The organism is Bradyrhizobium sp. LeoB3 (genome assembly GCF_055456055.1).
This window is the reverse complement of sequence record NZ_JBVBEF010000001.1, coordinates 180,851-196,118: the sequence shown is the minus strand read 5'-3', so window position 1 is coordinate 196,118 and position 15,268 is coordinate 180,851. Positions and strand designations below refer to the sequence as shown.

At 62.1% G+C, this 15,268-nt stretch carries 17 protein-coding genes; all 17 read right to left on the bottom strand.

Going from position 1 to position 15,268, the window contains the following annotated elements:
* Positions 1 to 37 precede the first annotated feature (37 nt).
* Positions 38 to 1,261, bottom strand: coding sequence for a flagellar hook-length control protein FliK (gene fliK, locus ACZXDY_RS00815; protein ID WP_464344082.1), 1,224 nt, complete (start codon positions 1,259 to 1,261; stop codon positions 38 to 40).
* On the bottom strand, positions 1,258 to 2,445 hold the full coding sequence (locus tag ACZXDY_RS00810) for a chemotaxis protein (protein ID WP_028161580.1): 1,188 nt from the start codon (positions 2,443 to 2,445) through the stop codon (positions 1,258 to 1,260). The genes fliK and ACZXDY_RS00810 overlap by 4 nt, the downstream gene beginning before the upstream one ends.
* Positions 2,442 to 3,809 (bottom strand): MotB family protein, encoded by a 1,368-nt coding sequence (locus ACZXDY_RS00805; RefSeq protein ID WP_464344081.1) that lies wholly within the window; start codon positions 3,807 to 3,809, stop codon positions 2,442 to 2,444. Before ACZXDY_RS00805 ends, ACZXDY_RS00810 begins: the two co-directional genes overlap by 4 nt.
* Position 3,810: 1 nt before the next feature.
* Positions 3,811 to 4,455 (bottom strand): FliH/SctL family protein, encoded by a 645-nt coding sequence (locus ACZXDY_RS00800; protein WP_456643789.1) that lies wholly within the window; start codon positions 4,453 to 4,455, stop codon positions 3,811 to 3,813.
* Complete coding sequence (gene fliF / locus ACZXDY_RS00795; protein WP_464344080.1) at positions 4,452 to 6,077, bottom strand: flagellar basal-body MS-ring/collar protein FliF; 1,626 nt, start codon at positions 6,075 to 6,077, stop codon at positions 4,452 to 4,454. The genes ACZXDY_RS00800 and fliF overlap by 4 nt, the downstream gene beginning before the upstream one ends.
* Before the next feature lie 129 nt (positions 6,078 to 6,206).
* A complete protein-coding gene (locus ACZXDY_RS00790; RefSeq protein ID WP_028161576.1) occupies positions 6,207 to 7,457 on the bottom strand; it encodes a flagellin N-terminal helical domain-containing protein in 1,251 nt (416 codons plus the stop codon).
* Between the two features lie 423 nt (positions 7,458 to 7,880).
* Positions 7,881 to 8,615 (bottom strand): flagellar type III secretion system pore protein FliP, encoded by a 735-nt coding sequence (fliP, locus tag ACZXDY_RS00785; RefSeq protein WP_028161575.1) that lies wholly within the window; start codon positions 8,613 to 8,615, stop codon positions 7,881 to 7,883.
* Positions 8,612 to 9,067, bottom strand: coding sequence for a flagellar basal body-associated FliL family protein (locus ACZXDY_RS00780; RefSeq protein WP_245287141.1), 456 nt, complete (start codon positions 9,065 to 9,067; stop codon positions 8,612 to 8,614). Before ACZXDY_RS00780 ends, fliP begins: the two co-directional genes overlap by 4 nt.
* 50 nt (positions 9,068 to 9,117) lie before the next feature.
* A complete protein-coding gene (gene flgH / locus ACZXDY_RS00775) occupies positions 9,118 to 9,819 on the bottom strand; it encodes a flagellar basal body L-ring protein FlgH (protein ID WP_028161573.1) in 702 nt (233 codons plus the stop codon).
* Positions 9,816 to 10,505 (bottom strand): MotE family protein, encoded by a 690-nt coding sequence (locus ACZXDY_RS00770; RefSeq protein ID WP_028161572.1) that lies wholly within the window; start codon positions 10,503 to 10,505, stop codon positions 9,816 to 9,818. Before ACZXDY_RS00770 ends, flgH begins: the two co-directional genes overlap by 4 nt.
* 60 nt (positions 10,506 to 10,565) lie before the next feature.
* Positions 10,566 to 11,669, bottom strand: a complete 1,104-nt coding sequence (gene flgI, locus ACZXDY_RS00765) for a flagellar basal body P-ring protein FlgI (RefSeq protein ID WP_464344079.1) — start codon at positions 11,667 to 11,669, stop codon at positions 10,566 to 10,568.
* Positions 11,666 to 12,145, bottom strand: a complete 480-nt coding sequence (gene flgA, locus ACZXDY_RS00760; protein ID WP_245287139.1) for a flagellar basal body P-ring formation chaperone FlgA — start codon at positions 12,143 to 12,145, stop codon at positions 11,666 to 11,668. Before flgA ends, flgI begins: the two co-directional genes overlap by 4 nt.
* Before the next feature lie 21 nt (positions 12,146 to 12,166).
* Positions 12,167 to 12,955, bottom strand: a complete 789-nt coding sequence (gene flgG / locus ACZXDY_RS00755; protein WP_028161569.1) for a flagellar basal-body rod protein FlgG — start codon at positions 12,953 to 12,955, stop codon at positions 12,167 to 12,169.
* 9 nt (positions 12,956 to 12,964) lie between these two features.
* On the bottom strand, positions 12,965 to 13,282 hold the full coding sequence (locus ACZXDY_RS00750; protein ID WP_464344385.1) for a flagellar hook-basal body complex protein FliE: 318 nt from the start codon (positions 13,280 to 13,282) through the stop codon (positions 12,965 to 12,967).
* Between the two features lie 6 nt (positions 13,283 to 13,288).
* Positions 13,289 to 13,708, bottom strand: a complete 420-nt coding sequence (gene flgC, locus ACZXDY_RS00745; RefSeq protein WP_028161567.1) for a flagellar basal body rod protein FlgC — start codon at positions 13,706 to 13,708, stop codon at positions 13,289 to 13,291.
* An 11-nt stretch (positions 13,709 to 13,719) separates the two neighbouring features.
* A complete protein-coding gene (flgB, locus tag ACZXDY_RS00740) occupies positions 13,720 to 14,097 on the bottom strand; it encodes a flagellar basal body rod protein FlgB (protein ID WP_464344078.1) in 378 nt (125 codons plus the stop codon).
* A gap of 93 nt (positions 14,098 to 14,190) precedes the next feature.
* Complete coding sequence (gene flhB / locus ACZXDY_RS00735) at positions 14,191 to 15,267, bottom strand: flagellar biosynthesis protein FlhB (protein WP_464344077.1); 1,077 nt, start codon at positions 15,265 to 15,267, stop codon at positions 14,191 to 14,193.
* Position 15,268 lies beyond the last annotated feature (1 nt).

Genomic DNA, 15,268 nt, shown 5'->3' with positions numbered 1-15,268 from the left:
CTCGCAGAGCCCGTCGGCACGTGCGAGGGTGGACAGGCTACAGATAGACAGCACCGCCACTGCGATCGACCGCAACCTCTTCATCCTGACGACGCTCGGTTGGCGTGATGAACTGGTCATGGCCCTGCTGCCTGTTGTGACGCGTCCCGGCTTGCGCATCGCTCGACTGACGCTCCGAGGCGCCGTTGTTGAACTGCGATCCGCCCTGGGGCTGCTGCTGCGACGATTGCTGGTCCGATTGCGGGTGCGATTGGCCGCCGCTCGACGTCGGATGGCGCGCACTGCTATGGTCAATCGAGGCAATTTCGAACGTATAGCCGGCGGACCGCATCGCATCCGTCAGAACGCCGCGATCCTTGCGCAGCAGCTCCGTTGTCTCTGGCTGATCCGCCAGCAGCCTTACCTCGACGGCATCGCCGGCCAGGCGCATCCTCACCGTCACCGTACCCATGCTGGGCGGATCGAGCTGCAGCGTCAGCATCCTGATCGGCGCATCCGGTCCCCGACGCATGTCCGGAGGTGTGAAATCGGGCGCAGCCGTGGGGGCTGGGGCCTGCGCCGTTGCCAGATCAGGAGCGATGCGATCGACGATCTTCTGCAGTAGCGTCGGCTGGCCGACGGGCTGGAAATGCGTCTCCTGTTCGCGCACCGCGACCTTCACTGTCGGCAGGGTCCGCGTCTCGATTGCACTGACCGATGATGCAAAGCGCTGCTCGGGGACATCGACCTTCGGAGATTTCGGCTCACCCGGCGTGAGCAGCTCCGCGCGCTGCTCGACCCGGGCTTGCGAGCGGGCTGGGAGCGCAGCATCGCCATCATCCCGCGGAGAGAGTGGCTGATCGAGCCTGGAAATCATGGAGCTGAGTGCAGCCTCGGGCGTACGCCATTCCGGAGCAGGCGCGGTGATTTCTCCGCCCGGTTGGTGCGAGGACGTCTCACGCGGCTGCTGGCGGGTCCGATCCTTGGGCCGACCGGCAACATGGTCCAGCACTTCCGCGAGTGGATTGGACGGCTCAGGATCCTGCGGCTCCATATCGACACTCTTGGCGTCGAGCTGCGGCTTGATATCGAGCGGCTTTTGCTTCGCTCCCTGCGCGATCACTCGGAGCTGCTCACGGAAATGCCCGGCCTCACCCTTGCTGTCCTCGGCCTTCCCCTTGTGGTCCTTGGCGAGCATCGCGTTCTGGGGAGCGAGGCGCGAAGCCGCCTTGCCACCGGTGAGCTGGCGGACCATTGCCATCAAAGGGTCGGTCTTGTTCATCGAGCTCGCTCCTTCAATTGCTCTTTCGATTCGTCGAGAAGGACTTGCGCCCGATTGACGGCCGCAAGCGAGCGGCCGAAGTCGATCCGCGGGCGCATCGACGTCTGCGCCTCGCCTGGCTGGTCCTGTTGTGCCGGCGCTGCGGGGAGCGCCTTTTTGACATTGCGTCCAACCGCGAGCACTGCCTTCAGCAACTCGGCATCTCGTTCGGGAAGTCGGCCAACCTCGATCTTCTGCAGATCCAAAAGCGCTTGGTCATGCGCGTTTGTCACCACGCGCGCGGCCGCGCGATAAAAGCGCGCACGCTCGCGCTCGGAACTCCCCTCGTCCGTAAGCCCCAGCACGCGCTCTGCCGCCAAATCCGCCATTTCGACCTTGCCGCGCACCAGCGCGGTGCGCGCGATCAGCAGATACAGGGCGCGCTGGCCGGCGTCGTCGAGTTGATCGAGCAAGGCGACGAGCCGGGGAAACCGATCCGATTGCTGTACGAAGCTGAAGCGCGCGACGGCCACTGCGAGGCGTTGTCGAAAATTCCCCGCATAGATCGAATGCCGGAAACGTCGGAAATATCTCTGAGCCAGCGCTTCGAACTTGTCGAAATCGTCAACTTGGCCGGCGACGAAGATCTCGCGGCGCAGCGCGGCCTCCTCGACCAGCGTTCCAGGCATCAGCAGTCTGGCGTCATCGAGCCGTTCGATCGCGGCTTTCGGGTCGGCCTGCGCGACGAGCGCGGACTGCACCAGCGCAATTTCGGCCGCGATGGTCGGCGGCAAGTCGCGCGCATGTATGTTCCCAAGCCGTGCCTTGGCGTCCTCCGCCCGGCCTTCCACATAGGCGATCGCGCCATCCAGGATCGCCTCATCGAGAACGAGCAGTTTCCGGGAGCGCAGCCCATCGACCACCTGGGGCGATCCTCCGCTCAGCAGGAAGGTCACCACGGCGCGCGAGTTTCTCGGCTCCTTCCAGACGGACGGATCAACTTTCTGAAACTCCTCGCCCAGTCGCTTGAGCAGGGCCGGCTGCGCATTATGCGCCTCCAGGCTTCCGCGTGCGATGTCATCCTGCAAAGCGTGGAGCGTCCGGATCATCTGATAGGGTTCGCGCGGCGGCGCTTCAGCCTCTTCCGCTCGGGCTGCGCCGACCAGAACGACCAGCGCGACGGCGATGGTTCCCACGCGGTTCATGGCAAAGGAGCGCGGATCAAGAGCTCGATGCGCCGGTTCTCGGCGGCCGACGGATCGTTCAGATTTTTCGGGCGGCGATCGGCAAAACCTTCGATATGGTCGACGCGCCGGGCATCGAGTCCGCCGCGTATCAGCATGTGATAAGCCATGTGAGCGCGCGCGGTCGACAATCTCCAATTATCGTATTCGGACGATCGATAGGGGCGGTTATCGGTATGGCCGCGTACAATCACCGGACCCTGGCTTTGCGATATCAAGGGCGTGATCTTGTCGAGGGCCCGCACGAGGCCGGCGGTTGGTTCGGCCGAGCCGGTGGCGAACATGCCGTAGTTGACATCGTCGGTGAGGCTGATGAGGAGGCCCTCATTGCTCTCGCGGACCTCGGCAACAGGACGCGCCGATCCGAGCGGCGCAAGAGCGGCGGAGATGGCAGCCTGCAATTTGGCCGCCTCGCTCTGCACAGACTTGCTTTCGGCTTGCGGAGTGGCTGAGCCTTTATCTCCTGGAGGAGCGGTTGCGCCCTTGTCTCCTGCGGGCGAAGTCGAGCCCTTCTCTCCTTGCGCCCGCGATGAGCGATTGGCGGCCGGATCGTTCATGGAGTCATCGTCGGCGAACAGGCCAATGGCCTTTGCCATATCCTGCTTTTCGGTCGGCGCGGGGGATCCCTTGGCTGAATCCGACCCCTGAATGGGAGCCGCTGTGGCGTCCGGCTTTCCTTCCGACGGGCGCGGACCTTTTCCTTCACTGAGCGCCGTGGCGTCACTGTCGAACGGCAGATTGCCAAGCTCCTTGCTGCCTGACCCCTTCTTTTCCAGCGGCGCCGAAGACCCCATGGGCCAGTAGACAGGATCAAACGGGTCTTTGAACGCCTCGCCGCCCTTCCACCCCTCTTTGCGGGTCGAATCCAGCGCAGTGCCCAGTTCCGCGATCCGCGGCGGACCGCCGGCAATTTCCGACAGCACCGCGTAAGGATCGCGGAACAGCGCCGCTTCACCAGAACGCGGCGGCGACGCCTGCTGCGCCTGCTCCTGGCGCTGCGAATATTGCGTCGACTTGCCCGGCTCGGGTTTCGGCCGCAGGCTGTCTTCCTCCTCGGCCTTGCCGGGATCGACGCGCCGGGCATCGTTGATACCCTTGCGGTCAGGGGTCGAGTCCGTCAGCTTGATCGGATTGAAGTAGTTGGCGACGCTTTCGCGCGTTTCCTGGTTGGTGGCGCTGATGAGCCACATCACCAGGAAGAACGCCATCATCGCCGTCATGAAATCGGCATAGGCGATTTTCCAGACACTGCTGTGCGATTCTTCGCCGTCGAGACTGCCCCGGCGTCGAACGATGATCAGCTCTGCCCTCTCTTGATCGGCCATGTCAGTTCAGGATCGCGAACTTCAATCGCTCCGCCCAGAGCTTGATCTGGGTTTCAAGGAAGATCTGATCGACGGTGACGGAAGCCTCCGCCACCGGAGCGGCCCGAAGCTCCACCGCAATCGCGCGGGCCGCAAGCTTGCCGCGCAGCACCTCGACCAGTTCAGGCGGGCATGTGACCCGCAAAGCCGGCCGGCGAACGTCGGAGGCGACCGACGCGAGCTGCTCGACGAAGGTGTTAACCGCCTGCTTCTGCACCGCGTTCGAAATGAACGGCTCAAGTATGCGCGCCGTCACCCCGGCGATCTTGGCTTCAAGCTGCGCGCCGGCTTCGGCGATATCGCCGGCAATCTTGGCGGCCATTTCATCCAGCAGATTGTGCTTTTCCTCGGCGAGCTGCATGCTCAGCCTCTGCCTCTCGTCGGCAAGCTTCTGCTCGAACTCGGCCAAGGCCGCCGCATAGCCGCCGGACCTTCCACGCTCATACGCCTCGTCCTCGGCGGACGGAGGCGGCGGGGCCGCCGGCCTAGGCTGCGCCTTGGGACTGGAATGCTGGGTGTAATCAAACGGAATGACGCGGCTACGAGCCTTCTGCGGCTCCGGCTGATCGAAGCTTGCCAGCAAACGCGCTACCTTCTCCGAACTCATGCTGCCGACTCCTCCTGCCTAATCCATTGCTTGAGAATCGCCGCCGCCTGCTTCTCATCGAGCTGAATGATTTGCTCCAACCGCCTCTGTGGAGCGTGCAGAACTCTTTTCGATATGTCCTGGACAAGATTTGGCGGCTCTTCCGCGAACCGCTCCATCGAGCCGCCCTCGCCGCCGAGCAGCGCCGCGGTCTCGCCCGTCTCGAGCTGGGCGGTCTCGGACGAGCGGGAGTCGAGGATCGCGTTGATCGCGGGCCGCAGGCCGAACCAGATCAGCATTGCCGCGACGGCGACGATTGCGACCGCGCTGACGAAGGCACCCGATTGGCGCATCAGCACTTCGGTAAAGGTGACCGCAGGAACCGGCGGGAAGTCGCGCGCGCCTTCCATGAACTCGACCGCCGACACCTGGATCTGGTCTCCACGCTGACGGTCAATACCTGCTGCGGTTGCGACAAGCTGGCTGATCTCGGCGACCTTTGCTTCCACGGCCGCATCACTGGCCTTATCGCCAAGACTGGCCAGGAGGCGTGGACGATTGACCAGCACCGCCAGGAACAGCTTGTTGACGACGTAGCCATCGCTCACGGTCGTCGTCGTTTTCGACGACACCTCAAAGTTGGTAACGTCCTCGCGCCGCTGCTTCTCGTCGTTGGTATTCTTGTTACCGGACGCATTGACCTGCTGATCAGGCAGGTTCTGCTGCACCGTCGTCGGCGTCTGCCGATCCAGGCTCTGCGACGATTCCTTCTCACGGACGGCGCGAACCGATCTTTGGACGCGAGACTCCGGATCGTAGACGGTCTCGTTGGTCTGCCGCTTGTCCGTGCTGAGCTGGGTGGCGACGCTGACTTCAAAATTGTCGAGTCCCAGATAGGGCGCCAGCGCCTTGCTGACATTCTCCTGGATCAGTCGACTGACGACGCGTTGCAGGTTCGCCATGCTCGTCGGCGCCGCGCTCTCGTCGTCGGATGCAAGCAGCGATCCATCGCTGTCGAGGACAGTCACCTTGTCGGCCGCCATACCCGGGACAGCCGCGGCGACGAGGTGACGAACTGATCGAGCCGTTTTGGCATCGGCAGCCCCGTCGGTCCGGATCACAACGGATGCCGAAGGCGGCTGCTGCTCGCGCCGGAACGATCCACGCGCCGGCATGACAATGTGGACGCGCGCGGCCTTCACGCCCTTGAGGACCTGGATCGTACGGGCGATCTCGCCTTCGAGTGCGCGGACGCGGGTGACTTCCTGCATGAAGGACGTGAGACCAAGGGAGCCGATCTTGTCGAACAGCTCGTAGCCCCCGCTGCTGCTGTTCGGCAGACCCTTCTCCGCCAGCAACGTTCTTGCCTGGGCGGTCTGCCCCGGTCGCACGAAGATGGTGTCGCCCGTGGCATTCACGTCGAAAGCAATGTTCGAGTCGCGCAGCACCGCGCCGACGCGCGAGACGTCCTCCCGGGAAAGACCGGTGTAAAGCACATCGAATTCCGGCCGGCTCAGGTAATAGGCGCCGCCGCCGACACCCAAAAAAACGGCAAGGCCGACGAGCGCGAGCACCGTGAGGCGCCTGGGGCCAAGCTCGAGCAGATTGTTCCACAGCCGTTGCGCATGTTCGCGGTTAACCATCAAACCCTCTGCCATACTTCCGAATCGATTCTCGATCGTGAAGCTTGTCCGAGGGTTGCGCGGCGCGAACCATGCAAAACGGCCGCGACCAGGTCGGTCGCGGCCGTCGTAGTCACGAGGTCGAGTCTACTAGCCGCGGAACAGCGACAGGATGCTCTGGCTGCCCGAGTTCGCGATCGACAGAGCCTGAATGCCGAGCTGCTGCTGGGTCTGAAGAGCCTGCAGACGGGTCGATTCAGCGTTCATGTCGGCGTCGACGAGCTGGCCGATACCGCGATCGAGCGAGTCAGTCAGGGTCTTCACGAAGTCCTGCTGCAGGCCGATGCGGTTCTTGATCGCGCCGAGATTGGTCGCCGCGTCGGTGATCTTGGCGAAGGCATCCTGGGTACCCTGGATGTAGGTCTCGAGCTTCTTGAGGTCAGCAGCGCTGTCGGTGAGCTTCGAGATGTCCAGCGTCGCGACGCTGAAGGTTTCCCAGGCCGTGCCGGTGTAGGCGTCGTAGGTCTGGTCGAGGATGCCCTTCTTGGTGTCGACGGGCGCGGCGAGCGCGGTCAGCGTGACCGCGGCACCAAGACCGGCGACGCTGGCGTCGATCGAGATGTCCGCGTCGTTCCGGCTCTTGAACGCCAGCTTGTCGCCAGTCGCCTCGACGCCGACCGACAGGCCGTCGATGCCGAGCTTGTTGATCGCCGCTGCGATGTCCGACAGGGAGGTGTTCTTCGCCACAGCGATGTTGGTCGCCGTGCCGCCGACGGTCACCACGATGTTGCCACCGGCGTCGGTTGCAGAGTCATAGGCAGCCGTTGCGCCCGTCGGGAAGGTCTGGGCCGCGTAGGTGGTGTCCAGGTTCGCGTCATAGAGCTTGATCGCGTCCAGATTGACCGACAGCGTGTCGATCTTGACCGTGCCGCCGGCACGCGAGAACGACGAAACGACGGATTTCGAGGCGTTGTAGCTCGCGGAGGTCGAGTCGACCGAGATCCAGTTTTCACCGTTGAAAACCGCGCTGTCGGCGGTGTTCTTCAACTGCTTCTGCAGTTCGGTGATTTCGCTCTGGATCTTGGCGCGATCGACGCCGGGCGTACGGGCGGCGACCAGCTTCGAGTTGATCTGCGAGACGACGCTGACGGTGCCGTTCAGGCCCGTGTACATCGTGTCGATGGTCGCGGCGCCGAGGCCGAGTGCGTCCTGCACGGCGCTCAGAGCCAGATTGTCCGAACGCATCGTGGTGGCGATCGACCAATAAGCGGCGTTGTCGGAGGCCGTCGACACCCGGTAGCCGGTGGAGATGCGGTTCTGGGTGGTCGCAAGACCCGCGCTGACCGTCCGCAGGGTCTGCAGGGCGGTCATGGCGGAGGAGTTGGTCATCAAGCTTGACATTGATTATGTCCCTTAGTGTGAGGTGTTTATCTGGGGGACATACCGGGTTTTCACCGGTACGGCAGGGCGGCATCATGCCTTTGGGGTTGAAGGAACACCCAACCTGCCGTTCATTCGTCCTACCATCCGAACCTTACCTAGAGCTGAACAGCAACTCGAAGATTTGCGGTCCGGATGCCGTGCTGGCTCCCATGCCAGAGAATTTTCGGTTCTGATTCCATCAGAACCGAAGCTCTATTCTAATTTTGACGCGTTTTCTGCGCAGATAAGTCTACGCAATCTGCGTAAACTTGATGCTTCGCTCGAAAACGCTCCAGATCATGATCCGATTGGACGAAATCGGATCACGATCTCATCCCTTTGTTAAGCATGATCTTCCCACGCAGACGCTGCGTTTGTGGCCAGGGAAAGCCGGTTCATGCTCTACTGAAACGATCGTACCAGGCCAACGGCGAGAAGATTCCATCCATCGATCAGCACGAAAAACAGCACCTTGAAGGGAAGCGCGAACACAGTCGGCGGCATCATCATCATGCCCATGGACATGGTCAGCGTGGCGACAACCATGTCGATCACGAGAAACGGCATGATGACCAGGAAGCCGATCTCGAAGGCCCTTCGCAGCTCGGAGATCATGAACGCGGGTATGATCACGCGCAGATCGATCCGTTGGCCGTCGGGCCGCGTCTTGAAGCCTTCGGCCGCCAGGCTTTCAAAGCTTTGCAAATCCTTCTCACGGACATGCGCCAGCATGAAATCGCGGAACGGATCGGTCACACGGGTATACGCTTCCTGCTCGGAAATTTCGTTCTGCATCAAGGGCTGAACGCCGTCCTTCCAGGCGCGGTCAAATGTCGGTGCCATGACATAGAAAGTCATGAAGAGCGCGAGGCTGATCATGACGATATTTGCCGGCGTCGTCTGCAATCCGAGTCCCTGCCGCAGAAACGAAAGCGCGACGACGAACCTGGTGAAACTCGTCACCATGATCAGAAGCCCGGGAGCCAGCGACAGGACCGTGAGCAGCGCCACGAGCTGGATGATCCGGCCGCTGGCGCTTCCACCGCCTTGCGGGATCAGCGAGGACAGATCGGGAATCTGCGCCGCCGCCGCGGTGGGGAGAAGAGCCAGGAGCAGGACGAGGCAGAAGCGCTTCATTGGATGACCAGTGTTTCGATGATCAGTTCGCGCACCTTTCCGCCCGAACGGACCGCCGCCCGCTCGTTGAGATCCTCGCGAAGATACTGCAGCCCGCGCGCGCCCTCGATTTGCGCCGCCGACACCGTTCGCAGGTAGGACACGATGTCTTCGCCCAGCCGGGCCGCGAGAAGGCTCGCCTCCTCCTCGTTCATCTGATCGGTGATGACTGATCCCTCCATGCGGACCCACGTGCCGGTCGGTGCCGCCAGGTTGGTCACTACCGGCGAGATCTTCCGCAGGCGCGCCGTCGGACTGAATGCGGTGGCGACCGGCCGCTCCGCGGGCTCCTTCTGGCTATCCGCCATCCGCTGCCCGGCGGACAGGAGATACAAACTGGCAAGACCGCCCGCCCCAGCCGACAGCACCGTAATCAGCAACAACGCGGCCAACCATTGCATCACGTTTCCCATGCCCCGCTCCGCCGCCTGACGAGCTTCGCCACTTCTGGCCGCACCATCGGCTAGAACGGCCCGACCTGGTCGTAGATCTGCTGGCCCCACGCCGGCTGCTGCACCTCCATCAGACGGCCACGGCCGCCGTAGGACATTCGTGCTTCTCCGATCTTGTCGTAGGCAATGGTGTTGTTGCGGCCGATGTCCCGCGGGCGGACGATGCCGGCAACGTTCAGAATGCGCAGTTCGTAATTGACGCGCATTTCCTGCGATCCGCTGATCAGCAGGTTGCCGTTCGGCAACACGTCGACCACGACAGCTCCGACCGAGAACTTGACCTCATCGGTGCGGTCGATCTTGCCCGCTCCCTTGGTCGACGTTTGCGAGTCGACGTTGCCATTGGCCTGTCCCTTGGGCGACCAGCCGAAAATGTCGACGAGGTAGTCGGCACTGAACTTCGTCTTCGAATCCCGCGACCGGTCGGTCTTGTTGTCGAAAGTCGCCTTGTCGTTCATGGAGATGGTGACGGTGAGGAGATCACCGATGCGTGCCGCGCGCGGATCGCGGTAAAGATCCCTGCGCTCGTCCCAGAGCGAATGATAGCCGGCGGTGTATCGGCTGCGCGGCTCGACGGGAACCGCACGCGCTTCGGCGTGCAGGCCCTGGCCGATCGGCGACAAATAGGGCGCCTGGCTGATTTCGGCGAGACTGTTCATGCACCCGCCCAGAGCGAGAACCGGAAACAGAGAAAGCAAGCGAAGAACCTTCATTTGTTCGTCTTCCCGTCGTCGGGGCGTCGCATGCCCGCCAGGGTGTCGGCGAGGTGGGCCGCGCGCCCGGTCTCCATCTCGTTCAGGATCGCGCTTGCGGTCCGCACCCGAAGCTTGGCGAGCACGGCCGCCGCGGTTTCATCCGCCATGCTGGCGATCTGCCGCGCGGCGGCATCCGGGTCCATGCCGGAGTAGATCTCGACGACGCTGTCTTCCGCCTTTTTCAGGAAGTCCTCGCGCAGCTTCAGCCATTTCTCGTACTCGGCGCGCTTCGCCTCCAGCTCGGCGATCCGCTCCCGAAGCTTGGCCTCGGAGGCTTCCAGCTGCTTTTGCTGCCACGCCACGCGCGCATCCAGCGCCGAATCCGTGATGTTCTTGCAAAATTCGGTGGCGTCAGATCCGCGCTGATCGCCTGTCGCCGGCTCTCCAGGTGCCGATGGAGGCGCTGCATTTTTCGCAACGGTTGCGGTCGTCAGCGGCAGTTCGGGCTGGGAATTGCCGGACGGCGCCTCCGGCTTGGCAACAGGGCGGGACGGCACCGCGCGCGATGTCTTGGCGAAGTTGGCCAGGTTCAGCGGCTTCGACAATTTCTGCTCAGGCTGCGCCCATGCCGACGCCTGCGCGGAGAGCGCAAGACACCCCGCAAGCAGCATGCTTCTTCCCAGCAACGTCGCGAGCCTCACCATCCGCTCTCCGTACAGCATCTGTTCGAAGCGTTGCACGTTCAAGCTTGTGCGACGCTGTCTCTACTGGATGACAAGATCGGCTTGCAGTGCGCCCGCCGCCTTGATCGCCTGCAGGATCGCGATGATGCCCTGCGGCTTCAATCCGATCTGGTTCAAGCCGCGCACGAGACGCTCCAAGTCCGTTCCGCGCAAGATCGCCACTTGCGCGCCATTCTCGCCGGCTTCGATGAACGTTTGCGGCACCACGACCGTTTCGCCGCGGCGCGCGAATGGCCCAGGCTGGGAAACGACCGGCATCTCGGTGATCCGAACCGAGAGATTGCCGTGGGTGACGGCGACGGTCGAGACCTGGACGTTGCGGCCGATCACAACGGTGCCGGTCCGTTCGTCGATGACGACACGCGCCGGCGTGTCAGGCTCGACCAGCAATTCGCCGATCTCGGCGATGAAACGAACCGGCGCGACCGAGCGTGGCCGCGACAATATGATCGACCGGTAGTCACGCTCGAAGGCCATGCTGGCGTGATATCGCCCCTGACCATAGTGGTTGATGGCGTCGATGATTCGCGTCGCGGTGACAAAATCCGGATTTTTCAGCTCGAGAATGAGCGATTCCATCTGGTAGAATTTCCCCTGCACCTCGCGTTCGATCAGCGCGCCGTTTGGAATGCGGCCCGACGTCGGAACGCCCTGGCTGACGGTCTGCGCAGCACCTTCGACCGAATATCCGCCAACCGCAATGGCTCCCTGGGCCACGGCATAGACCTCACCGTCGGCGCCGCGGAGTTGGGTCATGAGGAGAGTGCCGCCCAATAGCGAAGAGGCATCGCCGAGCGAGGAGAGCGCGACATCCATGCGCGAACCACCAGTAGCGTATGGTGGCAGATCGGCCGTCACCACGACAGCGGCGACGTTTCGCGTCCGCAGCAACGTTCCGCGGATGTTGATCCCCATATTGTCGAGCATCGACTGGAGCGACTGCTCGGTGAAAGGGGCATTGCGCAACGTATCACCGGTCCCTTTAAGACCGATCACCAGACCGTAGCCGATAAGCTGGTTTTCCCGCACACCCTTCAGGTTGGCGATATCCTTGATCCGCACCGCCGCATCGGCGACGGTGCAGGAAAGGAGCAGGACGATGAATGATAAAAGTCGCAATATCATCCGTTTTGAATCCGCACCGATCCGTCCGACTGGATGATACCCCTGATGATCACGCCCGTATCGAGGTTCCGAAGCTGGATCATGGTGCCCGGACTGCCGGACTGCAGCGATGAGGCGTAGGTGACGATGGAAAGAGATCCATCTTCGACGATCACCTTGACGACATTGCCCCGCGCCACGAGTTTCTGCTCTTCGAGGGCGTTGATCGGGATCGGCTGGCCCGCCACCAGCGTCCTTCGCGCGACGCGGCCAACAAGCGATGCCCGGTCGGCGGCAAAGGCCGCTGCACCGGGCATATTCGGCCCGAAGGCGCGATCGATGATCAACTCGTCCTTGATCACATCGCCCGGATAGATCACCGTTGCCGGCACGAGCAAGCGCACGGATTCTTCCGCGATCGCGCCGCCACCTGCGCCGCTCGCAACGAGCATGAGCGCCGCGATCATGGAAACCAGCGCGAACTTGACGAGCTTCAAGACGCTTCTCCGCTTGCAATCCTATCGAAGGCCCTTGGAGACCGTCGACGCCATCTCGTCCGCCGCCTGGATCACCTTCGAGTTCATTTCGTAAGACCGCTGCGCCGAGATCAGTTCAGTGATCTCTTTCACCGGATCGACGTTCGAACTTTCCAGGTAGTGTTGGTGGATCTTGCCGAAGCCGATATCGCCGGGAACGCCAACGACCGGAACGCCGGACGCCAACGTCTCCTTGTAGAGATTGCCGCCAAGCGGATCGAGGCCCGCCTCGTTGGCGAAATTCGCGAGATTTAGCTGGCCGAGCAGGCGCGGATTAACCTCGTTGTCCAGCTTCGCGTACACCTGACCCGATTCATTGACCGTGACATCGACCGTCCCTTGCGGGATGATGATCGCGGGATCGACGGTATAGCCATCCGCCGTCACCAACTGTCTATCCGCGTTGGTATTGAAGGCCCCGGCGCGGGTGTAGAGCGTTTCGCCATTCGGTCCCACGACCTGGAACCATCCTCTGCCGTTGACGGCGAGATCGTAGGTATTGCCGGTTTGCGCCAACGCACCCTGCAAGTGCAGCTTTCGCACGGCCACCGAGCGAACGCCCAGCCCCAGCTTGGCCCCCTCGGGGACCGCAGCTTCGCCGCTGCGGTTCGGAACGCCCTGCATGCGATCGACCTGGTAGAACAGGTCGGTGAATTCGGCTCGCGAACGCTTGTACGATGTCGTGTTGATGTTCGCGATGTTGTTGGCGATGACCTCGACATTGAGCTGCTGCGCGCTCATTCCGGTCGCCGCGATGGCAAGCGCTCTCATTTGCTATCCTCAGATCGCCATTCGGCTGACTTCTTGGTACGCCTGCACGACCTTGTCGCGCACGGCGACCGCCATCTGCAGCGTCTGCTCGGCGGACATCACGGCCTCCACCACGTTCTGGGCCGACACCTTGCCCTGAATATACGACACCGACGCAGCCTCCCCGTTCTTAAGGGTGCCGATGGCGTCGGCGGCAACCTGCTCAAGGACCCCGCCGAAACCGACCGAGGATTGAGCCGCCTGCGGCGCCACTGGTGCGGACGTCGCAACACTACTTGAGCGAACGACGCCGGCGATGTCTTTTAGAACCGAAACCGCTTCCAACATCATGGACTATGCCCCCTTCAACAGATCGATCGTCATGGCAACCATCGACCTCGCCTGCTTGATCACCTGCAGATTGGCCTCATACGAGCGGTTGGTTTCCCGCATGTCCGCCATTTCGATCAGCATGTTCACGTTCGGCAGCTTGACATAGCCGTCCTGGCCGGCCGCCGGATGAGTTGGCTCGTAATCGACCCGAAACGGAGCACGGTCGACGCCGATGTCCTTGATCTTCACGACCCGTACGCCCGCCGCGCGATCGACCTCCGCCGAGAACGTCGTGGTCTTGCGTCGGTAGGGCTCGGCGCCGGGCGTACGGCCGGTGGAGTTGGCGTTTGCCATGTTCTCGGATACGACGCGCATCCTGGTCGACTGCGCCTCAAGTCCCGAACTGGCGATTTGAACTGATGCCTGCAGCGGATCGATCATCAAGCCTCGCGTTAGCTCTTCGCACCGGTCATGAACATGCGGTGAAACGATTTGACGATTGCGACGTTCAACGAATAGTCCTTGTTGATATCGCCCGCCTTGAGCATTTCCTGCTCGAGACTCACCGAGTTTCCGGAGTGAACGACTTCCCAGCTATTCTCCTTGCGCGTGCCCTGCGGACGCACAAGCGGGCCGGTGGTCATATGTTTCGGAGATGTGACTGCGAGCGGCACGACTTTGGTATCGAGTATCTTGTCGAACGGCTCGATATCCTGCGCTCGGTAGCCCGGCGTATTTGCATTGGCTACGTTCGACGAAATCGTGGACTGTCGAAGTGACAGCCAGCGCGCGTGAGATGAGGCAAGATCGAAGAGATAAACGGGTCCCACAACGTCCTCGTCACAGTGGTCCTATGACGATCGTATACGAACCCAAACTTGTCCGAGGCTGGTGAAATCTCCGCCATTGATGCGAAGCGTTTCTCACACACCCGCCTTCTGCTTGCGTGAATGCAGGAAATAGATGATCTCGGCGACCGGACGAAAGAACTCTTGCGGAATCACCCGGTCGACCTGAGCGGCACCGTACATGGATCTCGCAAGCATCTTGTCCTCCACGACCGGCACGTTGTTCTGCTCGGCGATTTCCCTGATCTTGAGAGCGATGAGATCCTGCCCCTTCGCAAGCACGGTGGGAGCTGCATCTTCGCCATGTCGATATTTCAGGGCGATCGCATAGTGAGTGGGATTGGCCACGACCAACGTCGCGCGGGGAACCGCAGCCAGCATCGACTTTCGTGCCCGATCGCGGGCCAATGACCGCAGCCGCGACTTGACCAGCGGATCGCCTTCCGCCTGCTTGAATTCGTCTTTGAGTTCCTGCCGCGTCATGCGCAGGTCGCGCCGCCAGTGGAATCGTGCCCAGACGAGATCGAGCGCCACCAGCACGATCGTGGCAATGCTGATTGCCGATACGAGCCGCATCGCAGTCGTCAAGATAAGTTCCGGAACGCCGGTCGGGTCGCTAAACAAAGAATTCACGGCCACAGCCTCCTCGGCCCGCAATACGATGGCTACCACGAGGCCTATCGCAAAAAACTTAAAAGCAGCCTTCAGGAACTCGATGCGCCCCTGACTGCCGAATAATCGTCCCCATCCCTGAGAAATCGAAATGCGTGAGGCCTCGGGCTTTATCCTTTCAAACACCAGACGCGGAGCGTTCTGCAGGAACGAAGCCGCCAGTCCGGCTATTGCAAGGACAACCACGATTGGAAGCAGCAGGGCGGCCGAACTGCTTCCAATAACCACCATGAATTCCAACGCATCCGCACCGTTACGGATGCGAATCCCGGAGGGATCATCGATCAACCGGCTCAGCGTCGATGCCAGTTTCCGGACACTGTCGACCGTAAGGAAGCTCAGGATGATGAGGAACGCGATCATGGACGAGAAGATCGACGCCTCACGCGAGACCGGAATTCTGCCCTTCTCGACGGAGTCTCTTATCTTCTTTTCCGTCGGCTCTTCGGTCTTGCTCTCCTTGTCGGGTCCCTCGGCCATA